Raw genomic sequence first — 22,679 nt, forward strand, 5'->3', positions numbered from 1 at the left:
GATAAGGCGTAATTAACTCAAGTAGCGCATCGGGATCAGCATCAATCTTCTTGTGCAGAACTTTATTGCCAAGTGAATCGAGAATACAGACGTAAAGTAGGCGAGCATGCAGATCAATGCCACAGTAATAGTTATGCTGCTTGTTATAGAATCTCATAGAGTCTTCTCCGTTTTGGTTTCGTCGCCTTCCAGCTTAGTCGAGAGGCTAAGTCGGCGGAGGAGGCTCAATGAGTATCAAGCAATTTAAGAGGGATTCTCAAAGCAATTTAAGAGGGATTCTCAACGCTTGGCATTTTTGCTTCTATTTCAACTTTAGTGTTTACGGTACAATGCTTTAAGTTGGGTGGTGGCGTTGTTCACCCCTTAATTGGGCTATATGGACTCCCTCTTTTGTCAACAATAGCTACCGCTGACAACAGTGGATCTGACAGCAGCTCTACATTCGGTGTTTTGTCGGATTCTATCCGTCACCCTGATGATATTCGCTTGATGGCAGCCTCACTCGTTAGACAGTACCTGCTACTTCCCAATTAAACAGGTTAAGGCATCTCGGTCTGACCGTATTGTCATCAATTGCTATTGCTTTGACTCGGTGAGGGCTAACCGCTTATATAGTTAGCTTTATACTCGTTTCCTGTCGTCAATAATGCCCATATGATTCGTGCATTTTTAGCTACTAGGGCAACAGCCGCAAGCTTGTAGCCTCGTCGCTCAACGAGCTGTTGTAACCATAAACTGTTTCTATCCGTCTTTTCTTTACAGCGGGCAATGACAGCTCTTGCACCATGTATCAGCAGAGTGCGAATGTGTTTTTCGCCTCTTTTACTGATGCGGCCAAGATGAACATGACCATCTGTTGAGTATTGCGTTGGCACTAGCCCAATCCATGCGGCGAACTGGCGGCTAGAGCCAAATTGTTTGGCGTCATTGACGGTTGCGACAATAGCACTTGCACTGTGTTCACCGACACCAGGAGTATCCATAAGGGCTTTTGCGGAAGCCATTTCTCGGACTAATGCTGAGATTCGTCGATCCTAGTGTAGGATTTCAAGGTTAAGACTTTGAATCTTGCTTGAGAGATCTTCAAGCAGTTCACGGGCCATCATAGGTAAACCATTTTCGGCATCTTCAAGAATGTAGTTGATCGAGTTTTGAACTGAGTAGCGACCTTGTGGCATAACAAGGCCGAATTCAGAGAGTAATCCCCTGAGTAAGTTAACTGTTGCGGTTCTGGTTTTAATTAATCCCTGACGAATACGATGCAGACAAAGCACGGCTTGTTGCTCTTCACTTTTTATAGAGACAAATCGAGTTTTGGGTCTGGATACAGCTTCGCAGATGGCCTCTGCGTCATTAGCATCGTTCTTCTCATTTTGTCGATATGGAATAACGAATTTGGACGCCATTATTTTAGGATTATGTCCGAGCTTACGTAGCTCTCTTGCCCAATGGTGTGCACCAGAGCATGCTTCCATACCAATGATACAGGGTGATAGATTGGCGAATGTGTCTAAGAATTTGTTTCTTTTGATAGTTTTTCGTAGGACGCACTTGCCATATGCATCTACGCCGTGAATACTGAACACATTCTTGGCGAGATCAACGCCAATAGTTTGAATGTTGGACATGATAACCTCCAGTTTTTCAGCGTGTACTGAGTCAGTATGGCACGCGGAGTGTCAGGGAGAGGGAGTCCATATCATTCGTTAAGCGTATTAAGATTTCAATAACAAAAAAGGAAAATTAGATGCCAAATGTAAATTTGGATGCGTTAATTTCAAGAGAAGACTTTGAAGTCATTGAAACTAACTCTAGAGCTTCATCATTTAATCAAAACGTGAGTGTAAAAGACTTAGAAAGAGGAGAGTTTTTCTATGCTGGGTTAAGAAAGCCAGATTTTCAAAGGGAAACTTCTGACTGGACGGATGATCAACTTTGTGAATTTATTCAAAGCTTTATTGATGGTGATTTAATACCAGCAGTTATATTATGGAATTCAGGTCCTTACAACTTTGTAATCGATGGAGCTCATAGGCTTGGGGCGTTGATAGCGTGGATCAATGATGACTATGGTGATGGGGCCATCTCAAAGCAGTTTTTCAACGATGAGATTGATGAAGAGCAGCGTGATATCGCAAACAAAACTCGAGAAAAAATTAAAAACACAGTTAAATCTTATAGTGAATATAAAAAAGCTACCGCCGATAGTAAGAATACTGATCGTGAAATGCTGGAAAAAGCTCTTAGTCTAGGTCGTACTTCTATTCAGTTGCAGTGGGTTAGCGGTGGTGCAGAAAAAGCCGAACAGTCATTTTTTAAAATAAACCAAAAAGCATCTAAAATAAATGATACTGAAATTGAACTTCTTCAGTCGAGAAGAAAAGCATTCGCTATTGCTTCTCGAGCTATAATGAGAGCTGGTGCAGGACATCAATATTGGTCGAAGTTCGAGCCTTCGGTAATGACAGAGATCGAGGACATTGCCAAAGAAATTAATGGATTAATATTTCAACCTAAGATATCTGGTGCTATTAGGACATTAGATTTACCCTTGGTTAAAAAATACAACTCCCCTCAAACTAATAGCTTCATTTTTGATTTGGTTAAAAAATGTAACGGAGTTCCCAATAACACAAAGAAAATAGATGATGATAGTGACGGTAAGTTGACAGTAACGTATCTGAAAAATACAAGGAAGTTTTTAAGAAGAATAAACTCTTCACATCCGTCATCATTAGGGTTGCATCCGCTTGTTTATTTCTATAACAAGCGTGGTAATCATATTTATTCAGCAATATTAGCTTGGGTGGATATTGTTAAGGAAATTGAGAAGTCACCTCAGTCATTAAAGTCCTTTTGTTTCATTCGTAATGATTTAGAAAAGTTCTTAATTAAGTATAAGCACTTTATCTCAGGGATTAATGCAAAGTACGGTAGTGGTACAAAAAGTTATAAGCATATAATTAAAGTCACAACGTTGATAATCAGCTTGTTACAAAGGCAGGAATCGGAAAACACCATTGTTGATATGATATTGGGCGAGTATAAGTTTCTAGCGAAAGATGATGATGTTAATGTTAAGTCATTAAGGTTCTCGACGGATGTTAAATCCCAGATTTACATTCAAGAAACTTTGCCTAAAAGTAGCACGTGCTCATATTGCAATGGTTTCATTCACCAAAACTCTATCTCATTCGATCATGTTGTAAGAAAGCAGGATGGGGGTAAAGGTAGTGTTCAAAACGGTGCTCTAATGCATCCTTACTGTAACACGTCTGCCAAAAATTAATACGCATAACACATATGGGCCTTCTGCCTGTCAACAGACAATACTGTTCCTTTGGCTGCGTCAGCAGCCAACCCTTCTCGAACAACAAAGTTATCTACTTCGCTTTGTCATTTCGGTCATCGAGCATTGCTTACGACAAACACATATAGAGGATCTCTTATTGCGGTCTCTCCGCTGCCTATGGCTTTTTATAGGGTCACTAGACATTTATCGGTTAACCCTGACTGGCGCTATTCAAAAAGAATGTTATCAGAAAGCAAGGCGCGAATCTGGTTCATTAGAGCAGTACGTTCACGAACCCAATAATGTGCACCGCCACACGCTTCGAGTTCTATACGCATGGGTGGCATATTTGCTATTGTGGTCAATAATTTAGAGCGAGTAACCGATTTATGAAGAGCCACTTTCCCTTTCGAGTCAACGACATGAATACTGAAGTGGTTTTTAGCTAAATCGATACCGCCAAAATAAGAATAATCAGACATGGTGCCTCCAGTGTTAATAAGTACCACGTAAGTGTGGCAGATCCTCGGGAGGGGGAATCCATGTCATTTGTAATAACACCGTAACAAGTTCTTGCTCATAATTAACAGTAGAACTATTATTTGTACGTTATTTTGTACTAATTGAGGTTCAATATGAGTCGTATTCATTTTGATCAAGATATTCAGCCGCTGTCTGAGTTTCGTGCCGGAGTAGCTTCTTACATCAAACAAATCAATGAGACTCGTCGTCCATTGGTAATTACACAACGCGGTAAAGGTGTTGCTGTTGTTCTTGATGTTGCGGAGTACGAAGCAATGCAAGAGAAAATAGAGTTACTGGAAGAAATGTGCACAGCAGAAGCTCAATTAGCTTCAGGTCTTGGTGTTTCAAATGAGGATGCGCGCGCTCAAGTGTTAGGGCGCATTAAGAAATGAAAGTAGTTTGGTCTCCGTTAGCTCTTCAAAAGCTCGGTGATGCGGCTGAGTTTATTTCGTTAGACAATCCGTCTGCTGCTGAAAAGTGGGTAAATGAGGTTTTCGATAAAACTGAATTACTCAGCAGCATGCCTGAAATGGGACGCTTTGTTCCTGAAATGCCCCATTCAAACTATCGTGAAATTATTTTCGGTCACTATCGTATTATTTACAGTTTAAGCCACGAAATTCGTGTGTTAACAGTTCGTAATTGTCGTCAGATTTTGACGGAAGATGACGTGTAAAACTGTGTTATAACAGTTCAAGAGGGATTCAGCACGCGTGGCATTTTTGCTATGCGTTGATTTCGGTGTTGAAGTGCAATGCGGTGGCTTAGTCATTGCGTGCTTCCCCCCTTAACTGGGCAAGGTTAATAGGAGGTTCCAGTGAACAAGGCAGTCAAAGATCGGTTCGATGAGTATCCGGATAATGCTCGTGTTAGGTTAGAAGAGCTGCGAAATTTAGTCTTTCAAGTCGCTTCTGAGTTGGAACTGGGTGAAGTCGATGAAACTCTAAAATGGGGTGAGCCAAGCTACAGTGTAAAAACGGGCAGTCCGTTAAGAATGGACTGGAAGCTTAAGTCTCCTAATAATTATTACCTATTCTTTAATTGCCAAACTAAGCTGATCGATACATTTCGGGAGTTGTATAGTGATGAACTGCTGGTGTTTCAGGGTAACAGAGCAATAGTTCTGTCGTTATCGAAACCTCTACCAGAAAGGGTAATCAAGTCCTGTTTAGAGCTAGCTTTAACTTACCAGCAGCGTAAACATTTGCCTCTTTTGGGCGTATGAAAAATTCCCATACAAACGCTTTAAGGCGGATTCGCAACGCGTGGCATTCGTAGTTTGCAGTAAATTTAGTGATTTAGGTGGTTTGCAGAAAAATAGTATTGCGTTGCTCACCACTTAAGCGGGTGTTATGCCTTTTATCGAAAATAAACATGGAGGTTCATCATTTTGGGTAAGCAATTTGCAGAATTATCAGATAAACATATAGAGTTTATCGGAAAGCAAAAAATTTACTTTGTCGCTACAGCAGCAGATAGTGGTAGCGTGAATTTGTCACCTAAAGGTGGTGACACCCTGCGAGTTATTAACTCAAAGCAAATAGCTTGGTTAAACCTAACAGGAAGTGGTAATGAGTCTGCTTCACACGTCATTCAAAACCCGAGAATGACAGTCATGTTCTGTGCATTTGAAGGTTCTCCGTTAATTCTTAGAGCGTACGGTAAGGCGATAGTTTTACATTCAAAAGACGAAGATTGGGGCAGGTATGCGAAGATGTTTCCGGAAAGTGTTGCCGCTAGACAAATCTTTGTTTTAAATGTCGACTTGGTTCAGTCTTCATGTGGAATGTCAGTTCCTTATTTTAACTATGAGGGTGACCGTGACGACTTAGCTAATTGGTCAGAAAAGCAAGGTTCAGAGGGCATAGAAAAATACTGGCTTAAAAAGAACCAAAAAAGTATTGATGGCTTTGAAACCGAAATTGCGAAACGTTCTGGATTGAACGTAGATTAAGCAGGTTAAATTGCTCAAATCACCCACAGGCATAACACATATGAGCCTTCTGCCTGTCAACAGACAATGCTGTTCCTTTGGCTGCGTTAGCAGCCAACCCTTCTCGAACAACAAAGTTATCTACTTCGCTTTGTCATTTCGGTCATCGAGCATTGTTTACGACAAACACATATAGATTATCCATGTCGTGTTTTCTATAAACAAGGCGGTGACAAAGTGTTTATTCTGTTTGTTATGCGTGTAGAGAGCGATTTGCGTAACTTCCTGTTGAGTAAGCAATAACCTTTTTGACTGAGTGGCTAACAATTTAAGAATCATACACAACGTTTGGCATTTTAGGTTAAGTTTAGTAATTACGGTGGACTAATTTAGTTGTGTGGTAGCGTGGTTCACCTTAATGCGGCATTAGGACTACTACAAAAAATTTGCAAGGATGGCGAAATGGTAAGGTTTTATCTAGTTCTTAGTGTGTTGGGTATATTGTTACCGTACGGAGCGTTTGTTCCTTGGTTAGCAGCAAATGGCGTAGATATCGGTCTTTTATTCAGTGAGGCGGCGGCTAACCCCATTAGTATATTTGCTTGGCTTGATGTCTTGGTTGCGGCGATTGCATTATTAGGTTTTATCGTTGTGGATGGGCAAAGATATAAAGTGAAGTATCGATATTTTGCTGTGTTGGGAACCTTGTTAGTTGGCGTGTCGTTTGGGCTCCCACTGTATCTTTACTTCAAAGAAAAACAGTCATTTAAGCCACAGCCTTAACAAGTAATTCAACCAGATTCGCTACGCTCGGCATTTTTATTTTGAATCAGTTTTAGTGTTTTACGGCACCATGATTTAGGTAGGGCGGTAGCGTTATTCACTTAATTGGGCGTCTATGCTATCAGTTTAAAGCTTCAATAAGGAATACTATGAAACAGAACATTGTCCATATTGCTTTAGTTGTAAAAGATTATGATGAAGCCATTGATTTTTATGTAAATAAACTCAAATTTGAACTTATTGAAGATACTTATCAACCTGAACAAGACAAACGTTGGGTGGTTGTGGCTCCACCAAATTCTCATGGTGTTGCGTTGTTACTTGCCAGAGCCTCGAAGCCAGAGCAGCATGATTTCATTGGAAATCAAGCCGGCGGTCGAGTATTCCTGTTTCTAAGTACCGATGATTTCTGGCGTGACTATAAGCGTATGAAATCGATCGGTATTAACTTCGTCCGCGAGCCAGCAGAAGAAGACTATGGAACGGTAGCAGTGTTTGAAGACTTGTATGGAAACAAGTGGGATCTTCTGCAATTGAATCCAAGCCATCCTATGGCGAAAAGGTAGCATACAAACGCTTTAAGATGGGGTCAGCACGCCTAGTATTTTTACTATGCGCTCGTTTTCGTGTTTAAGGTGGTATGCGAAGGCTTCGGTATTTTGTGCCTCACAAATATGGTCTCCGCTTTTGGGCTTTTTGCACAACACGTTGCTTTCGGTGTTAATAACGACCACGTAAGTGTGGCAGAGCTCTTCTGGAGAGGGAGTCCATGTTATTCGTTATGTCACTCATTGAAATACCGCGAAAAATTGGTAATCAATTCTCATCTTTTATTGTTCGCTTATCCTAAGCTTTATATGTGTTAATCCAATTAGAGGCACTCGCTATGAGTACAGAACGTCATGGAATCACAATGGGCATTGAGCGTATTGGCACGGAATCACTTTTAGTGTTTAAAGCCAGAGGCAAACTCACTCATGAAGACTACGAAGCTATTGTACCCGTCTTAGACGCTAGCTTAGAGGGGATTAACTCAAAGCATCTAAAAATGTTGGTCGACATCACTGAGTTTTCTGGTTGGGAACTCCGTGCGGCGTGGGACGATTTTCAGTTGGGGTTAAAGATGGGTTTTACGATTGAGAAAATCGCCATCTACGGTGACAAGAATTGGCAGGAACTCGCGGCCAAAGTCGGAAGTTGGTTTATATCAGGTGATATAGAATCATTTGGTAGTTATGACTCGGCAGTGAAGTGGCTAACAGACTAACATTCCACTGATGAGCTTTCAGCCTGTCAATAGATAACAACATTCTCCAGTGCCAATAGGTACAACATAAGTATGGCGGATCCTCGGGAAGGGGAGTCCATCTCGTTCGTTATGTTGAAGGAAGAAAAATGGAAGTGCTTAATCAACTTGAAAAGCAAACAACTTTACTGGTCTTCATTCATTGGCAGTTTATACGATAACGGGAAAAGCTGAAGCTCGTCACAGTTCGTAATATTGATAAAAAATTAAAACTAATTAATTAACGTATTGTTTTCTATAAATTAACTTTAGCATGACATTTATTGATGCGGTTTATGGGTGTTTACCTGCTGGAACCCGCGTGATTATACTTCGCGAGCACTAGAAGCTATGAGGAACCCCATGAAAAAACTAAGTATTTTAGCCGTATCAGTGAGTCTTGCTCTTGCTGGTTGTGGCAGTGACAGTGATAGTTCAAGTTCTTCCGAGGTGGAATCGGGAAGCCAACCAAAAACATTCACCGTCTTTGACGGTTATATCGAAAACGCACTTGTATCGGTGTGTGAAACCGAAGCTTTGATCAATTGTGAAGAAATCGGTAATACGGATGTGAATGGCGATATCGATATTCCATCAGATAAAGTCGGTTTCATTAAAGCCGAAGTTATTGCTGGTGTATCTAAAGATTCAGATAGTACTGGCTTTGTGACTTCCGGTTATACCATGGCGGGCGATGTCGACACCCCTGTAGTCAACCCATTTACGACTATTGCTACGCTTGACCCTACAATCAGCCTAGATACCCTTGCTGCAGAAATTGGCGTTAGTACTGAAGCATTAGCGTCCGATTATATTGAGAGTAATGACTCTGGCACTCACCTTCTTGCTCGTACGGTGACCAAGAAACTTGCCGAAAATTCTTCGACGACTGAAATCGTTGCTGTTGCAAAAGCGGCTCAAGGAAAAATCGAAGAGTTGGAAAATGAGGGTGCAGACTTAAGCGAGGTCGATTTAACGGTTGACGTCGCAGAAGACGGTACGGTGACCGTTGAAGAAGCCGAATTTGTCAGCGATGCAAGGTCATTTTTAGAGCGTACTGTGGATGGAAAGCCACTGCAGCTATACTTAACCTCGCTTGATTTACATTATAAGTCAGAAGGTTCATCCCCAACGACGTTCAGTAATGGAAGCATGACTGAGGGTGATGAGGTATTTACGTATACCATTGAAGAGAATTCGCTGACGGTTGCTGAAGAGAATTTTACTACTCATTTCTTCTATATCTCTCCTGAGTTGGCTCTTTCTGTAGCTGACTCGGACAATCTCAATGAGCTTTACGCTCACACCACTTCAGCGCTCGATGCTGGACCTGGTAAGTGGGAAGATAGCGCTTGGTTAGATGGATTTACAACTTACTTTATTGCGGATGACTCGGACACGCCTGATGCCGATGCCGTTATGGCGAAATTCGAATTCGGCGCGGAGAATGTTGTGATCTCTGAGGTTGGTGTTGAAGAAACGCAAACACTACCGTATTCGTTGGTGGATGGTGGTATTCTCATTGACTTCCCAGAGTCAGACAATGACTTACACCTATACCCGCTTGTCAGCGATGGTACCGTGGATATCTGGTTTGACGCGGTTAAAGAAAGTTATTCAGTCCAAGTCTCTGAAGAAGGTTTAGCGACAAGCATCCTCGCAGATTGGGTTGGACAAGATGTAGTAGGTCAAACTATGCCTTTCCAAGGTACTTGGGTTATCGATCCTCAGTCAAACAATGAGAATGAAGTCCTCATGTTTAACTTCTTGTCTAATGGACAATATGTCCACACTGAGTTCGATGTCGAGCGAGCTGATAACGAAGTGTCAGGCATGGAGTGGGGCACTTATGATATCGATGGCGGTTTATTGAAGGTTTCTGGGATTTATGACCAAAACGGTGAAACTGGCTTGAGCGACTTTTACGGTGGTGAAGGGCTTCAATTCAGCCTTCGTCAAGACGGTAAGTGGGTAATCAAAACACCTGATGACGTTGAGATCACCACCTTCGTCAAAGCGGAATCTAATGGCCTTTACGGTACTTGGGGAAATAAAAACCTGACCGTACACGACGAAGATATGATGCTGTTTACATTCTTCCCTGATGGTAGCTACATTCACAATGAAGTTTACCAGGATAGCCTAGACGAATCTGGTGCTGAGTGGGGCACGATATCTATCGATCCAGCAACCAATCGCGCAACGGTTTCTATCATCGAGGATCGAAACGGCAGCTCTGGCTTAACTGATTTTGAAGCTGGAGATGACGGCCAGGAGATATACTTTGAAGTTTCTGGAGATACTCTGACTCTAACAGTGACGGAGTTTCAGGACGGCGAGTTAGTGACAGAGTCGTTTGAGCTTTACAGACAATAATCTCGAAGTTAACTAGCTAAATGAAAGGGCGAGGAATGAATTTTTCGCTCTTTTTTTTGTTCAGATAACTCAAGTTACGCCAAAAGTCTTTATCTAGATACAGGTATGCGAATAGATAGACTGTTTTTCTATACTAGTGTTCTGATTCGAATGGATGAGAAAAGAAAAAATCCCGAAAGACCTAAGGCTGTGCGAGGGTCTTTCGGGTAAAGGCAGAGTCTGAGGAATCAAGTACTCTGCGATGGTGTCTGGAAACGAAGTTAGATCGTCTCCGATGGAGAATATTAGGCGATTAGAGTGAGCATTTGTCAGCGAAATGTCACGAGCGTCATATTATACTGAAAGCTTATTTTCTATTTTTGAACAACGGGTTACGAAGGTGTCTTGCTAATTAGAATACGCAGGGAAAGGATGTTTCGAATGTAAAAAAAGCTTGCCATCCAACAGCAAGCTTTGTTCATTTTTTCTCGGAGCCGCGATCAGTGTTTACGCTTAGGCCCCTTTTGAACGAGTTCTTTTCCATTCTCATACACATACTGTGAGACCCAGCGGCCTAAAAGTAGCTGATGTTTCTCGTCCAGTACCGCCACAAATGGTCGACCATCGGCATTGTTAGTCGCCAACGCAATGCCTGCTGCGCCGTCTAAACCAAGAGCGCCACTTTCTACCATTTGCAGAAATGCTTCGAGTTCGTCGATGGTTTCGATTACCTGATTATCCATGTTCATTGTGTTCAATCTCCCAGAATTGCAGATACGATATTGCGCGTACTCTACCTAAGTTAAGCAGAGAAACCAAGCTACGTTCCCAAACGGAATGGTAACCCAAGCAACTTTAGGTGAACTCAGTATAATTCGTTGTTTAAGACGATTTGCTTAAGACGATTTGTTTAAAACGATAGGTGTTATACACGGTAGGTCCAAATGAAAAAAGTCCTAGTCACGTGTTATGCATCGATTCAAGCTGTCATTCGAGTCATTGAAGTTCATCAACCCGATTGTGTAATTACCGATTTACCAATAGTAATGATAAGCAGCGATGGGGTTAAGCCATTAAACCGTTGTGTATTTCTTAATGTCGAGTCAGTGATGAGCACTCTGAGTTATGCAATTCGTAGGCATTTACGTATATACTTTTCGCCAAAGTAGTTAAGCTGGAGAAATACATGCAAGCACGAGTGCCAACCAACATTCTCACTGGGTTCCTCGGTGTCGGGAAAACAACAACCATTTTGAATTTACTAAAGAATAAGCCTGATAACGAAAATTGGGCAGTGTTAGTGAATGAATTTGGTGAGATTGGAATAGATGGTGCTTTGATGACAGATCAAGGTGCCTTTATTAAGGAAGTTCCGGGCGGATGCATGTGTTGCACTGCTGGGGTACCAATGTCTGTTGGGATCACGGCTTTACTTCGTCAAAAGCCAGACCGTTTGTTAATTGAACCTACTGGCCTCGGGCATCCTAAACAAGTGATTGCGACATTAACGTCTGAGCAATATTTGCCGTATGTTGATTTAAAAGCAACAATCGCTTTGGTAGACCCGCGCAATTTGAGCAATGACAAATATCTAAGCAACCAAAACTTTGTTGATCAACTGAGCTGTGCAGACGTGGTCATTGGTAGCAAAGTGGATTTGTGCACCAGCCACGATATTGATGTTTTTAATGATTGGCTGACGGATCAAACCCCTGCCAAAGTGTTCAGTAAACTCATCCACGATGGTGAATTACCTCTTGAAGTGTTGGATATTGAACGCGTTCATGGGACGGCTTCCAGTCATATTGAGTCGCATCATCATCACCATGCTCATGATGAACCTCAATTTCAATTACCACCAGGTGAAGCATTTATCCGTAAAGAAAATACCGGACAGGGATATTTTAGTTGTGGTTGGTTATTTGGGGCGGAATATAAGTTTAACTTTGAGCAGTTATTCTCGATGCTATCTGATCTTACTGCTGAGCGAGTGAAAGCAGTCGTGAATACGGATCAAGGCTGCTTTGCGTTTAATGTCGCGAACAAAGTCGTGTCTGTGAATGAAATCAGTCTCGAAGGGTTTGAGACGCGTTTAGAAGTGATCGACTCGCAATTGCTACCATGGGATGATTTAGAGCGCATTCTGCTTAAATTGTGCGGTTTAGTGAAGTAGCGGCTGGCAAAGTACACATTCGATAGGCACCTATAATTATGCGGTGTACGCCTCAATGTTTAGAAAAGTGAGATAAAACACTAAAATTGGGGTATAGTGCACGGCTAAAATTTTTACGCTATTTGAAGTAGTTTGTTTAAGGAATACGCTCAATGTCATTTTCATCTCAAGGTTTTTCGCCAGAAGTGGTTAAAGCACTGGCAGAATGTGGTTATGAAAAGTTAACACCAATTCAGCAGAAGGCGATTCCAATGGCCCGAAAAGGCCATGATATTCTCGCGACTGCACAAACGGGTACAGGAAAAACGGCCGCGTTTTCTCTGCCAATGATACAACAGTTAATAGAAAGTGGTCGCAACGCTTCTCGTAAAACTGCCCGCGCTCTGGTTTTGGCGCCGACACGCGAATTGGCCGAGCAAATTGCTGATAACATTAAAGCGTATACCAAGTATACCGATTTATCGGTCGCCGCGGTCTTTGGTGGTCGTAAAATGTCTTCTCAGATTACGGCATTGGAAAACGGTGTAGATATCCTTGTTGCGACACCTGGACGTTTAGAGGAACACATCGACCAAGGGAATGTCTCTGTCGCACAACTTGAGTTTTTGTTGTTTGATGAAGCGGACCGTATTCTCGATATGGGTTTCATCCATGCGGTGAGAAAGATCATGCTGGATGTGGATACCGACCCGCAAATCATGATGTTTTCTGCGACGACCTCTAGCCAACTGAACCTGCTAGCCAAAGACATTTTGCGTAAACCAAAACGCATCGAGGTAGAGCGTGCGAATACGACCGCACAAACGGTCGCTCATGTTCTTTATCCCGTTGATCAAGAGCGTAAAACGGAGTTGCTCTCTGAACTGATTGGGCGTAAGAACTGGCAACAAGTTTTGGTGTTCGTAAACTATAAAGAAACGGCGAACGAAGTCGTCAAAGAGCTCAAACTGGATGGCATTAAAGCAGTTGTTTGTCATGGCGACCGAGCGCAAAGTGCTCGTCGTCGTGCTCTTGAAGAGTTCAAAACTGGTAAGTCTCGAGTTATGGTCGCTACTGATGTGGCGGCACGTGGCCTAGATATCGAAGATCTACCACACGTCGTAAATTACGATATGCCGTTCTTGGCAGAAGATTATGTTCACCGAATCGGCCGCACAGGTCGTGCGGGTAAGCAAGGTCACGCCGTGTCTTTTGTTAACCGAGATGAAGAACTCACTGTTGTACAGGTTGAAAACCTTATCCAGCAGCGTATCCGCCGTGTTGAGCTTGCTGGTTACGAGCCAAAACAACGTGAATCCTACATTGAAAAATTGAATTCAAAACCCGCATTTAAGAACCGTCAGGGGCGTCGTAATAACCCTAACCAGTCGGCAACCGATCAAGGTTCTGCGGAGCGTCGTCTTGCGATGGTGAAGCGACTTAAAGCGCGTCGTGCGTCAAAATAGCATTTGTCACTTCTTGAAATGGTCACCTATTAAAAAAGGTGACCTATTAAAAAGACCAGTGCAATCGCTACATATGATAGGTGTTACCACCAAGCTTAGGATTTGGATAATTTTGCTCGGTAGCACTGGCTTTGCTCATCAAAGATGAACTCCAGTTCATTCTTGATGCTCTCCAAACGGTCTTCCTGATAGTGAGAAACGTACAGCAGTTGGCTTAGATTTTCTCGCGCGATAAGCTCTAATGTATTTTTGACTAAACGACGACCCAAAAAGTCTAACCCTTGGTAAGGCTCGTCCAAAATCAATAAAGTTGGCTGTTTAACAATGGCTCTCGCTATCAACAGCAGTCGTTGTTGACCGTACTCTAGTTGGCGGAACGACGTTTTTTTATACTGATTCATGTGCAGAATATCGAGCCATTCTTTTGCGATTTCCACTTCTTTTTTTGTAGGCTGACTATAAACACCAATAGAATCGTAAAATCCAGATATAATGACTTCCAGCGCAGTACAATTAACACGATATTGAAGGTGTAAAGCAGAAGAAACCATGCCGATGTGTTGTTTGATCTCCCAAATGCTTTCGCCCGAGCCCCTTTTTTTACCAAAAATGTGGATGTCATTGCTGTAACACTGCGGATGGTCACCAAATATCAGCCCAAGCAGAGTGCTTTTACCACAGCCATTTGGCCCTTTCACTTGCCAATGTTGCCCTTTGTCAATGCGCCAGTCTAAACCAGTAAATATCTTTTTGTCTGTGTACTCTACGTTGCCATTCTTGAGTTCAAAGATGGGATTTTCGAAGTGTGAGTCGTGTTGATGTCGGCGTATTAAAGCCATCATCTCGTCACTTTGCTGATTAGATTGAGACGCAATCTGTTCAATAATAGGGTGGGTGTCCCAACTTTTCTTATCCATTGTGCTGTCAAGCTTACCGGCATTAAACAGAGCGACACAGTCAAGCCAGTCGGGAATATCTGATTCACGAGAAAAGGTAATGAGCATTTGTACGGAGCGAGATAGTGTATGCAGATATTGTGCTAAGGCGGCGCGGTGTTCAATGTCTAAACCTGTAAAAGGGTTATCAAGCAAAACTAAGTCGGGTTTTGTTGCGAGAGCACGAGCAAGCATGACTCTCCTGGTTTCTCCCGTTGATAAGACGCGAAAGCCGCTATTTTGAAGGTGAACGAGATCTAACTCGGTGATAAGTGTTTGGGTTATTTCTGCGCACTGACAGCGTTCAAAAATCAGGGAATAGACGGTAGTGCCCTGATCAATGCGATCCATAAAGTCAGTATCATCTTTTGACAGCTCAATATCCAACAGACGTTGCTGTTCTGATAACGATACTTGAGCGATTTTTAATCCATTTCGGTCAAGCGAGCCACTGGAGAGAGCGAGTTCGCCACAAAGCAGGTCTCCAAGTAGTGAGCCAATATCCCCCTCGGCACTGAATACACCCCAAGACGTTTCTTTTTCGATTTCCCAATCGTCGATACAAAGGGTTGATGTCCCACGGGTGGCAACAACGCTGTCAAAACAAATATTCACACTGCTTCCTTTCTTTTCTGTTTTTCTTTTCATCAGTATACCCAGTTGAGTTAAAAAAACAGGTCTAATTTGGAGCAATTTTTGAGGTCGAGAAGCGCATCGGTATATCGAATATAGTGAAGTAATATTTTGTTTTTAAGGATTTTTTATCATTATTATTTTTAATAAAACCCATTCTCGTTTAATGAATATTAGTATGCGAACCTGCAATTGTTTTTAAATTTCCACATGTGTTTCAACAGGCACTATGTCTTGCATAGTAATATTAAAAAATAGGGTGGGTTCTTTGAAATTATCACTTAAACAAACTTTTACTATAAGTACTGTCGCACTTATGGTCGCAGGCTTGACGGCTTGTCACGGTAATACCTCTAAGACGGAACCGGAATTATTTTCACATAAGGATGCCGGGTCGAGTGCTGCATCAGAAGTGTCTCTTTATGGTGGTATTGCACCAAGCTCTCTGGATGCTGATGCTGAGATTGTTTCTAACTTCGCATTTGACGAAGGAGAAGAGTTCCTCACTCCGGGCTTTGTTAGTTCTCACACATTAGAGGTTAAGTGTGGTGATGACAATACGGTCATTAGCTCTGAACGAGGAAAAGTGAATCAAAACTTTGAACTTGAACAAGGGGTCGGGTTTCGACGTTGGGATACAAGCGACGACACATTAGTAAACAACTACTGGGCTCAACCTAGTGTGGTCTTCGGTGGTGGCTCTTACTTAGGTATCAAAGAAGAAAACATCCCTAAATATAAAGAAGCGATGGATTTTGCTATCAACTACTACTATCAGATTACGACGTCTTACCAGAGTCAGGCGATAGGGGACGTTATTGATAGTTTAGACGGGAAAGAAAGCCAAGTGACTGATAACCCAGGTTACATTTCGCAAGCTGATGTTGATTACTACGTAAAGGTAGCGTTAAAAACGGTAAGTAAACCTGCCGGTTTGAAAAATGCACGCCATATTTCTGTTGGCTCGAAAGTTGGTGTGTTTGAGTTACGAGGCTTCTACGGAGAATGTGAATTCTCTGTGGGGACTGTAAATGGTACGGTGCTTGACCCGATACCAGATCAAAACATGTAACCAATACTTCAATACAGCCCCTGTTTTCGGGGCTGTATTGTTAAGAGAGTGAAAGCACTCTGCACTCATATAGAGTGTGGTGCTAGTGCTGCTAGTATTGATCGCTACTACAGACGGTTTACCGATTGCTCAGCTTATCGCTTGCCGCGAGCGATTTTAATTTCCCCGTCAATATGCACATCGCGTTGAGGGAAGGAAATTTCGATATTGTGCTCTTTGAAAATTTCGTCAATCTCGAAACGTATTTGGCTAGAAACTTGTCGAACCCCCCGATCAAATGATGAACCGCCCTCGATCGACGATTTCAGCCAAAAGTAGCTTTCAAAAATAAGTGCGCTATCACCAAAATCTTGAAAAAAGACCTCCGGCTTAGGGCTATCAAGTACTTGTGGCTGTTTGGAGGTGACTTCTTGCATGAGTTTGGCGACTAACTTAACGTCGCTGCCATAAGCAACACCGACAACAACTGTTGCTCTTACGAGCTTGTCGCATAACGTCCAGTTAATCACCGCATTTTCTATCAGTTGGCTGTTTGGTATTAACATGTGAACCCCGTCTACTCGCCGAATCCGTGTTGAGCGGGTGTTTATCTGTTCGACCGTTCCCTTTGCGCCTTCTACTTCTAAAAAGTCACCAATTCGTATTGGCTTTTCACCAATGAGGATCCAGCCGCTTATAAAGTTGTTAATGATGTTTTGCGCACCAAAACCAAAGCCAATGGCGATAGCACCGGACAAAAATGCAAACGCAGTGATGGGCACATTAATCATCGATAAGGTGGTCAAAAAGATAATGGCCAGCGCGAGTACAAACAGAATTCGCTGAATGAGGTGAATAAGGTTAGGATCTTTACCTGAAGAGGCCATTCTGGATGTCACCGCTTTGATGAGCACTTTGGCTATCCATAGGCTGATAATAATCCAAGCGGGGACCGCAAGAATCGCCCACAATGTAATAGGTTGCCCATTAAAGGTAAACAGTGGCATTTCTAAAAAGGAAATCACTTTTTCGAACATAGAACTCACTTATGATTGATTCGATATTACTGAACTCCGTTTGAAGCTACTCTCGGTTGGCTGGCTTTCATCCTACGGTGAAGTACCAACTCATTACATTGTAAACAACTTGAGGGTGTTAGAAAGAAAGCTGAAGTATTGTTTTATCACATGCCCAATTTTTGAGACGGGTGGGAGGCGCTGCAGTGTGCCCAGAAAGTCAGTCTACCGCTTTTTTAACCAAGATTTTTCACATGGTTAAAGTTCCAATATGTTGATTTTAATGGCTTTTAATATTATTAAATTTAATTAGAACATTTCTTCGTCGAGTGCGTATATGATTAAATGGTCGCTACCACCGGTGGAAATGCGGATGTTTATCTTCATGTACCGCCAAAACTGGCTGCTTATAGAAATGGCCTAGTACTCAATGATACTGGTCGCAGCTGTGGTGGTTCACACTTAATTCCCTCAATACTATAAGGAATAAAACATGCGTAAATTAGCACTATCTATCGCTTTACTAGGCGCACTTTCTGCTTCTGCTGTTCAGGCAGCTGATTTACAAACTGCCGAGTTTAAAGGTGCTCTTGTCGACGATATTTCAGGTGTCTTGATGTATGATTTTAAACTTCCTGAAACAGGCGTGAATCAACGTTTCATCATCCGCAAAGACAAGACGGTTGAAGTGTTTGAGTCAGGCGACTCAGAAACCTTTGTTAAGCAATGTAAAGAACAAGACGGTAAGAAGCTGAAGTTGACGATTGCAGGTGAGTCTCCAGACGGTGTTATTCAAGAAATCAAATGTAACACTGGCACTGGTCCAGCAACCACTCGATTGGTTAAGTTCGTAAAACCATCGGGTCAGCCTTCGAAGCAAGCAGTGTTGTATGTGATCAACGCACTTCGTTCTGGTTATGAACTAGACGGCGTTCAGTACCCTGCAAACGGTGATGAAGTGACAAAAGCGTGGGATCAATTTCAGGCACTTAAGTAACGCATTCGCTCAGAACGTTATCGAGACCATAATCTAAGTGCTTAAATTATGGAATTAAGAAGAGGGTAGGTTTTCCTACCCTCTTTTATTATGTCTATCGAGTAGCTTTATTCTACTTACGCGAATTGGTTAACCTACATCACTCAAGGGGCAGGGTATCCATCGTTAACGTTTCAAGTTGAAGCAACTGATCGGCACGTGAAAGAGTAGTCTATACGCCTACGAAGTACATAGATTGGGTTTCAGTGTATACTAGCGACAATGTTGGTTTTTATTTGACATAAATTCATACAGTTGTATATGCAATGATATGAATTCGAATCATAGTTGAGATTAAAATTGAAAAGCTACAGTCAACAGCAATCACTAGGTTATCTTACCGGCCTAGCGAGTCGACTCTTTAACCGATTACTCACGTCTCGCTTCAAGCAGGCTGGTATCGATATGACCGCTGAACAGTGGGGAGTGATTCTAGCACTAAGTACTCATGAACCTATGACTCAAAATCAGATCAGTGAATTGCTGTATTTAGAAAAATCGAGCGTTAGTCGTTCGATAGATTGTTTAGAAAAGCGTGGTTGGATAGAACGTCGACGCTCACCCCATGACAGTCGTAGCAAAATAGTAAGCTTGTCAGAAAAAGCGCTTTGTGTTGTAGAGAAAGGCAAAGAAATAGCTGCAAAGGTGTTGCTGGACGCTCAACAAGGTGTTGATGAATCTCAGCTCCAAACGACTAAGGAAAACTTATCAGAAACCATTGCAAACTTAAGGCAGTTGAACAAGTAAGGCAGTTGAATAAGAAAGACGACTGGTTAAATGAAGTGTTATTTTGCTCAACGCTAGCTGTGCTTTTTGAGTGCCGAACCAGACGTAATGTGTTAGTGCTTTAAGCAATGTTGTTATTCAAGATAATGACAAGTTGATGAGAGCGACTGGTTTTACTTTCTGAGAGAATAGAGAATATTGGAGCGTACTGCGGGAATCGAACCCGCATCATCAGCTTGGAAGGCTGAGGTAATAGCATTATACGAAGTACGCATTGATATGTTGTTCTTAGGGTGACTTAGACCGTGCACCGAAAGGATGTGTGTAATATGCCACAATGAGTCAAAAAGAAAAGTCTTTTCTCATCAATTGTTTGTTGTTTGCATAAAAAATCACCCACTTGCTGTTTAAGTGTACTAAGTGTTGGATGAGAGTTTGATAGTTGCTCACTGTCATACCCAAACAGCCAAGGGATAGTTAAGTAAAGCAATCAGAAACACAATAAAGGCGCAGAGATTGCGCCGTTTATTGGTACTGAGATTATGTAATTTAAGCGAAGTGGCGAAAGTCTGTTAGGAAACGTACACGTGCTTAAATTAGTATCCAATGTTGTAGAGGTACTCTCCAACCTCTTTACACTGGTTTTGATAGGTTTGCTTTACTTCAGAATCATCTCGTCTGGCGGATTTAAATTCAAGTTCAGAAGAGGAAAGCTGGCTAAAGCTAAAGTTTCTTTCTGACATCAAATAATGTCTGAACATTGCTCTATGTTCGGGAATAGCACTGTGATGATTCGAGACATTTGCACACTCTATCAGTGTGCTGTTGTTCAGCTGTTCTAACTTGACGTCGGCCACCGCCATGCAAGAAAACACTGTAGAGAGTAGGGTTATAGCTGTTACTTGGGCCTTGTTGAGTCTTGGCATAATATCGATCTCGAGTCGCTTTTATTATCTGTGAATACACGATACCAATGGCAGCGAATCGTAAATAGGAATACTTAACACTCGCTTAAAGTTCGCATTATTAACACATATTTTCGATCATTTACTATCCGGATTAGTACAAACGGAAGTTAGAATCTGATCAACGGCACATATTTTAACGAGATGAAAGTGATATGAATAGAGTGCAGTAACGAATATACACAAATCACTGCAAAGTGTAGAAGGAAGAGTGTTGGTATCAATGCTTTCAAGGGTAGAAGAGAGTCGCCACTGGTTAACTTAAAAGCCGGCTTTTTGTCAGAGAGCTAGGGTCAACAGACCCTAGACGCCCGACAGTTTGAATCAAAAATTTGAATCAGCGAAATGTTTGAAAGGTTAAGCGGCCGCGTAAATCACGCTGCCACCTTTTATCGTGTCGATAATCTCTCTTGAAAGTTGTTTTGGCAAAGCGGGACAGCCCCAACTGCGGCCTAAGTAGCCGTTCTTTTTTATGAAAGACGGGTTGGCGTAGTCTGCACCATGAACCACAATATAACGCTCACGAGCCTTGTCATTAATGCCTGAACTTAATCCGTCTAGACGAAGCGAATAACCGTTCGATCCGTAATAAGTCGTGTCGGTTAAGAAGGTACCCAGAGATGTTTTTCGTGAGTTTACGATATTAGAAAACTTAGTGGCGGTTTTCTTACCACTATTTACACCATGGGAAACATAAGTGTTATAGATGAGCTCTCTTTTATCTAAATCAACAACATAAAATCGCTTTTGCGTAGATGGTTTACTGTAATCAATTATGGTTAGAACCGGCTTCTTCTTTCCCTTTGTTTTTTTATAAGCGAGATAAGCTTCGCGGAATAATTTAAAGTCTAAGACGCCCTCTAATTTGGCATCTTTGTATTTCTGTTTAACTTGTTGTTCAGAGAAGTGATTCTCAACCTTGTTATTCGAATTATTTGCGAAAGAGAAGGGAGAAAAAGACAACAATGTCCATATCAATAATAAGAATAATTTGTTCATTTTGGTTTAATAAAAAGTCTATGGTGTTACAAACTTATCGACTGCTTCGTGCACCCGTTAATACATCATGTATACCAATGTATCCTTCGCCCCATTTATGCTTGTTATGCATAATGACACATGTTATCTAGGATTCATTGTCATACCATCCCATTAAGTCACTTGTTGACGAGTTTTCGTCGATAAGTGAGATTTTTAAAATACAATGTTATGTTTTAATTTAATAACAACTACTTACCTAAATAGTTTTCTTTACCGTCAAGTCATTAACGTTACGTTATGTTTTTTCTGGCAAAGTTAAAAACTACTGTTAATATGTGCAGTAGATTAAGTCATTGAAATTATTTATTAATTTTAAGTTTTAAATTTATTATTAAAACCTTAAAGTTAGATACTATATTATTTAATCGATAGGTAAAACCACTGATTCGTTATCAATAAGTTAAAAAAACATTGTTTTTATGATGTTAAAAACAAAATTCTTTTTGATTTCAATATGTTTATTTTAGTTGTTAGATAGGCAAAAAAGTTTAAGTTTGTGATTTAAGTCGTAACAATCTATTGCTGCACAAGCAATATGCACAATGTTGTCTATTCACTTTAGAGTAAGTTATTAGAAGTGAGTTTTTAGGGAGTGAGATGCCTACGAGTTTTTAACTCAGTCGTCTCCAAGGAATAACCCGTATCCAACACTATGAGTGAGAAGGTGACTTACTCACAGTATTACCAATCGTAGTAAATAACTGGTCATTTTCCCTGCGTTATTTCTGACCACTTATTTACTGTGATTGGTATACGCCATGTTTAAACTAGGGTGCCAAATTTAGGATCGAAGTTGTTAGGTGAAATATCACCACTTGTTGATTGCCACCACAGCCCAAGTTGTTGTCTGGTCATTGGTTTTGCGAAGAGATAACCCTGCATAAAGTCGCAGTGATAACTTGCTAACCATTCGTGCATGACATCATGCTCAATGCCTTCGGCGGTGACTTTCTTGTTTTGAGCGTGGCACAGGTCGATTATAGGTTTTATGACATGCCCATTGTTGCTCTTCATTAATGCCAGCAGAAACTCGCGATCGAATTTGATTTTTTGTACAGGGTATTGAACAAGTTGTGTAAGCGATGTATAGCCAGAACCAAAGTCATCAATCGCAAGTCGATAGCCAAGCTTTGATAACTCATCAAGCAGTGCAGTACCTTGTTTGACGGCTGCAAAGGTTTCTGTGATTTCGAGCTCGATACACTCTGGCTTCACATTATTCTCAGTAACATGGGAATGAATATAATTCGCCATGTCGAGTGAATTTAGTTCTGCTGACGAAAGGTTGATCGAGAGGATAATCTCCCGGCCAAAAATGTTTTTCAGTTTGTGATATTCCCGAATAGCGTTAGCAAACACCCATCGGTCTATCTTTTCGAACAGCCCAGCTTGTTCCGCGATAGGAATAAATTCAGCCGGAGGAACAATACCTATCCCTTTTGCCTCCCAGCGCAACAAGACTTCGAGTCCTTCAATTTCATTGTT

General features: G+C 41.6%; 21 protein-coding genes, 1 tRNA gene and 4 pseudogenes. 16 read left to right on the plus strand and 10 right to left on the minus strand.

The window, feature by feature from the left end; genetic code table 11:
- Positions 1 to 157: pseudogene (locus SU60_RS22345) on the minus strand (IS110 family transposase); the annotation flags it as partial.
- A 233-nt stretch (positions 158 to 390) separates the two neighbouring features.
- Here SU60_RS22345 and SU60_RS21985 point away from each other — a divergent pair.
- Positions 391 to 534 carry a hypothetical protein gene (locus SU60_RS21985; RefSeq protein WP_164833044.1) on the plus strand — a complete coding sequence of 48 codons (144 nt, stop codon included), beginning with the start codon at positions 391 to 393 and terminating at the stop codon, positions 532 to 534.
- A gap of 65 nt (positions 535 to 599) precedes the next feature.
- Here SU60_RS21985 and SU60_RS09015 read toward each other — a convergent pair.
- A pseudogene (locus SU60_RS09015) lies at positions 600 to 1,628 on the minus strand (IS110 family RNA-guided transposase).
- A 119-nt stretch (positions 1,629 to 1,747) separates the two neighbouring features.
- Between SU60_RS09015 and SU60_RS09020 the strand changes: the two are divergent.
- Positions 1,748 to 3,289 carry an HNH endonuclease gene (locus tag SU60_RS09020; RefSeq protein ID WP_041155239.1) on the plus strand — a complete coding sequence of 514 codons (1,542 nt, stop codon included), beginning with the start codon at positions 1,748 to 1,750 and terminating at the stop codon, positions 3,287 to 3,289.
- A gap of 257 nt (positions 3,290 to 3,546) precedes the next feature.
- On the opposite strand, the pseudogene SU60_RS09025 reads toward SU60_RS09020, so the two are convergent.
- A pseudogene (locus SU60_RS09025) lies at positions 3,547 to 3,774 on the minus strand (IS110 family transposase); the annotation flags it as partial.
- A 153-nt stretch (positions 3,775 to 3,927) separates the two neighbouring features.
- Here SU60_RS09025 and SU60_RS09030 point away from each other — a divergent pair.
- From SU60_RS09030 to SU60_RS09065, 9 genes and pseudogenes are all read left to right on the plus strand, one after another.
- Positions 3,928 to 4,209 carry a type II toxin-antitoxin system Phd/YefM family antitoxin gene (locus SU60_RS09030; RefSeq protein ID WP_041155240.1) on the plus strand — a complete coding sequence of 94 codons (282 nt, stop codon included), beginning with the start codon at positions 3,928 to 3,930 and terminating at the stop codon, positions 4,207 to 4,209.
- Positions 4,206 to 4,493, plus strand: coding sequence for a type II toxin-antitoxin system RelE/ParE family toxin (locus SU60_RS09035; protein WP_041155241.1), 288 nt, complete (start codon positions 4,206 to 4,208; stop codon positions 4,491 to 4,493). The genes SU60_RS09030 and SU60_RS09035 overlap by 4 nt, the downstream gene beginning before the upstream one ends.
- A gap of 141 nt (positions 4,494 to 4,634) precedes the next feature.
- A complete protein-coding gene (locus SU60_RS09040) occupies positions 4,635 to 5,042 on the plus strand; it encodes a DUF1801 domain-containing protein (RefSeq protein WP_041155242.1) in 408 nt (135 codons plus the stop codon).
- 165 nt (positions 5,043 to 5,207) lie between these two features.
- Positions 5,208 to 5,771, plus strand: a complete 564-nt coding sequence (locus SU60_RS09045) for a pyridoxamine 5'-phosphate oxidase family protein (protein ID WP_041155243.1) — start codon at positions 5,208 to 5,210, stop codon at positions 5,769 to 5,771.
- A 177-nt stretch (positions 5,772 to 5,948) separates the two neighbouring features.
- Positions 5,949 to 6,053: pseudogene (locus tag SU60_RS21650) on the plus strand (type II toxin-antitoxin system RelE/ParE family toxin); the annotation flags it as partial.
- Positions 6,054 to 6,212: 159 nt separating this feature from the next.
- Positions 6,213 to 6,533, plus strand: coding sequence for a DUF2834 domain-containing protein (locus SU60_RS09050; protein ID WP_041155244.1), 321 nt, complete (start codon positions 6,213 to 6,215; stop codon positions 6,531 to 6,533).
- Between the two features lie 149 nt (positions 6,534 to 6,682).
- On the plus strand, positions 6,683 to 7,099 hold the full coding sequence (locus SU60_RS09055) for a VOC family protein (RefSeq protein WP_041155245.1): 417 nt from the start codon (positions 6,683 to 6,685) through the stop codon (positions 7,097 to 7,099).
- Between the two features lie 320 nt (positions 7,100 to 7,419).
- Complete coding sequence (locus SU60_RS09060) at positions 7,420 to 7,800, plus strand: SpoIIAA family protein (protein WP_041155246.1); 381 nt, start codon at positions 7,420 to 7,422, stop codon at positions 7,798 to 7,800.
- Positions 7,801 to 8,181: 381 nt separating this feature from the next.
- Complete coding sequence (locus SU60_RS09065; RefSeq protein WP_041155247.1) at positions 8,182 to 10,194, plus strand: hypothetical protein; 2,013 nt, start codon at positions 8,182 to 8,184, stop codon at positions 10,192 to 10,194.
- Between the two features lie 479 nt (positions 10,195 to 10,673).
- Here SU60_RS09065 and SU60_RS09070 read toward each other — a convergent pair whose 3' ends face one another.
- Positions 10,674 to 10,922, minus strand: a complete 249-nt coding sequence (locus SU60_RS09070; RefSeq protein ID WP_041155248.1) for a hypothetical protein — start codon at positions 10,920 to 10,922, stop codon at positions 10,674 to 10,676.
- A gap of 437 nt (positions 10,923 to 11,359) precedes the next feature.
- Between SU60_RS09070 and SU60_RS09075 the strand changes: the two genes are divergently transcribed.
- Both SU60_RS09075 and SU60_RS09080 read left to right on the plus strand, forming a co-directional pair.
- Positions 11,360 to 12,346 carry a CobW family GTP-binding protein gene (locus SU60_RS09075; protein ID WP_041155249.1) on the plus strand — a complete coding sequence of 329 codons (987 nt, stop codon included), beginning with the start codon at positions 11,360 to 11,362 and terminating at the stop codon, positions 12,344 to 12,346.
- Between the two features lie 152 nt (positions 12,347 to 12,498).
- Positions 12,499 to 13,791 (plus strand): DEAD/DEAH box helicase, encoded by a 1,293-nt coding sequence (locus SU60_RS09080; protein WP_041155250.1) that lies wholly within the window; start codon positions 12,499 to 12,501, stop codon positions 13,789 to 13,791.
- 95 nt (positions 13,792 to 13,886) lie between these two features.
- Here SU60_RS09080 and modF read toward each other — a convergent pair whose 3' ends face one another.
- A complete protein-coding gene (gene modF, locus SU60_RS09085) occupies positions 13,887 to 15,374 on the minus strand; it encodes a molybdate ABC transporter ATP-binding protein ModF (protein WP_084735716.1) in 1,488 nt (495 codons plus the stop codon).
- 253 nt (positions 15,375 to 15,627) lie between these two features.
- Here modF and SU60_RS09090 point away from each other — a divergent pair, with 253 nt between their 5' ends.
- Positions 15,628 to 16,431, plus strand: a complete 804-nt coding sequence (locus SU60_RS09090) for a hypothetical protein (RefSeq protein ID WP_128814648.1) — start codon at positions 15,628 to 15,630, stop codon at positions 16,429 to 16,431.
- Positions 16,432 to 16,565: 134 nt separating this feature from the next.
- Here SU60_RS09090 and SU60_RS09095 read toward each other — a convergent pair whose 3' ends face one another.
- A complete protein-coding gene (locus SU60_RS09095; protein ID WP_041155252.1) occupies positions 16,566 to 17,447 on the minus strand; it encodes a mechanosensitive ion channel family protein in 882 nt (293 codons plus the stop codon).
- A 472-nt stretch (positions 17,448 to 17,919) separates the two neighbouring features.
- Between SU60_RS09095 and SU60_RS09100 the strand changes: the two genes are divergently transcribed.
- Together SU60_RS09100 and SU60_RS09105 are read left to right on the plus strand one after the other, a co-directional pair.
- Positions 17,920 to 18,423 (plus strand): hypothetical protein, encoded by a 504-nt coding sequence (locus SU60_RS09100; protein ID WP_041155253.1) that lies wholly within the window; start codon positions 17,920 to 17,922, stop codon positions 18,421 to 18,423.
- A 339-nt stretch (positions 18,424 to 18,762) separates the two neighbouring features.
- Positions 18,763 to 19,209 (plus strand): MarR family winged helix-turn-helix transcriptional regulator, encoded by a 447-nt coding sequence (locus tag SU60_RS09105; RefSeq protein WP_041155254.1) that lies wholly within the window; start codon positions 18,763 to 18,765, stop codon positions 19,207 to 19,209.
- A gap of 178 nt (positions 19,210 to 19,387) precedes the next feature.
- Here SU60_RS09105 and SU60_RS09110 read toward each other — a convergent pair.
- From SU60_RS09110 to SU60_RS09125, 4 genes are all read right to left on the minus strand, one after another.
- Positions 19,388 to 19,461, minus strand: a tRNA-Gly gene (locus SU60_RS09110).
- A gap of 323 nt (positions 19,462 to 19,784) precedes the next feature.
- Positions 19,785 to 20,114 (minus strand): hypothetical protein, encoded by a 330-nt coding sequence (locus SU60_RS09115; RefSeq protein WP_041155255.1) that lies wholly within the window; start codon positions 20,112 to 20,114, stop codon positions 19,785 to 19,787.
- Between the two features lie 396 nt (positions 20,115 to 20,510).
- Positions 20,511 to 21,152 carry a murein L,D-transpeptidase catalytic domain family protein gene (locus SU60_RS09120; RefSeq protein ID WP_041155256.1) on the minus strand — a complete coding sequence of 214 codons (642 nt, stop codon included), beginning with the start codon at positions 21,150 to 21,152 and terminating at the stop codon, positions 20,511 to 20,513.
- Between the two features lie 804 nt (positions 21,153 to 21,956).
- Positions 21,957 to 22,679: EAL domain-containing protein (locus SU60_RS09125; RefSeq protein WP_041155257.1), on the minus strand; the 723-nt coding region annotated here is incomplete at its 5' end.

This window comes from Vibrio mytili (assembly GCF_000830505.1).
Taxonomy (GTDB): domain Bacteria; phylum Pseudomonadota; class Gammaproteobacteria; order Enterobacterales; family Vibrionaceae; genus Vibrio; species Vibrio mytili.

What these genes read in the sequence shown, in the direction of transcription:
- SU60_RS09020 (WP_041155239.1), top strand. Translation starts at nt 1,748, where the DNA reads ATGCCAAATGTAAATTTGGATGCGTTAATTTCAAGAGAAGACTTTGAA.
- SU60_RS09030 (WP_041155240.1), top strand. Translation starts at nt 3,928, where the DNA reads ATGAGTCGTATTCATTTTGATCAAGATATTCAGCCGCTGTCTGAGTTT.
- SU60_RS09035 (WP_041155241.1), top strand. Translation starts at nt 4,206, where the DNA reads ATGAAAGTAGTTTGGTCTCCGTTAGCTCTTCAAAAGCTCGGTGATGCG.
- SU60_RS09050 (WP_041155244.1), top strand. Translation starts at nt 6,213, where the DNA reads ATGGTAAGGTTTTATCTAGTTCTTAGTGTGTTGGGTATATTGTTACCG.
- SU60_RS09055 (WP_041155245.1), top strand. Translation starts at nt 6,683, where the DNA reads ATGAAACAGAACATTGTCCATATTGCTTTAGTTGTAAAAGATTATGAT.
- SU60_RS09060 (WP_041155246.1), top strand. Translation starts at nt 7,420, where the DNA reads ATGAGTACAGAACGTCATGGAATCACAATGGGCATTGAGCGTATTGGC.
- SU60_RS09065 (WP_041155247.1), top strand. Translation starts at nt 8,182, where the DNA reads ATGAAAAAACTAAGTATTTTAGCCGTATCAGTGAGTCTTGCTCTTGCT.
- SU60_RS09070 (WP_041155248.1), bottom strand. Translation starts at nt 10,922, where the DNA reads ATGAACATGGATAATCAGGTAATCGAAACCATCGACGAACTCGAAGCA.
- SU60_RS09075 (WP_041155249.1), top strand. Translation starts at nt 11,360, where the DNA reads ATGCAAGCACGAGTGCCAACCAACATTCTCACTGGGTTCCTCGGTGTC.
- SU60_RS09080 (WP_041155250.1), top strand. Translation starts at nt 12,499, where the DNA reads ATGTCATTTTCATCTCAAGGTTTTTCGCCAGAAGTGGTTAAAGCACTG.
- modF (WP_084735716.1), bottom strand. Translation starts at nt 15,374, where the DNA reads ATGAAAAGAAAAACAGAAAAGAAAGGAAGCAGTGTGAATATTTGTTTT.
- SU60_RS09095 (WP_041155252.1), bottom strand. Translation starts at nt 17,447, where the DNA reads ATGTTCGAAAAAGTGATTTCCTTTTTAGAAATGCCACTGTTTACCTTT.
- SU60_RS09100 (WP_041155253.1), top strand. Translation starts at nt 17,920, where the DNA reads ATGCGTAAATTAGCACTATCTATCGCTTTACTAGGCGCACTTTCTGCT.
- SU60_RS09115 (WP_041155255.1), bottom strand. Translation starts at nt 20,114, where the DNA reads ATGCCAAGACTCAACAAGGCCCAAGTAACAGCTATAACCCTACTCTCT.
- SU60_RS09120 (WP_041155256.1), bottom strand. Translation starts at nt 21,152, where the DNA reads ATGAACAAATTATTCTTATTATTGATATGGACATTGTTGTCTTTTTCT.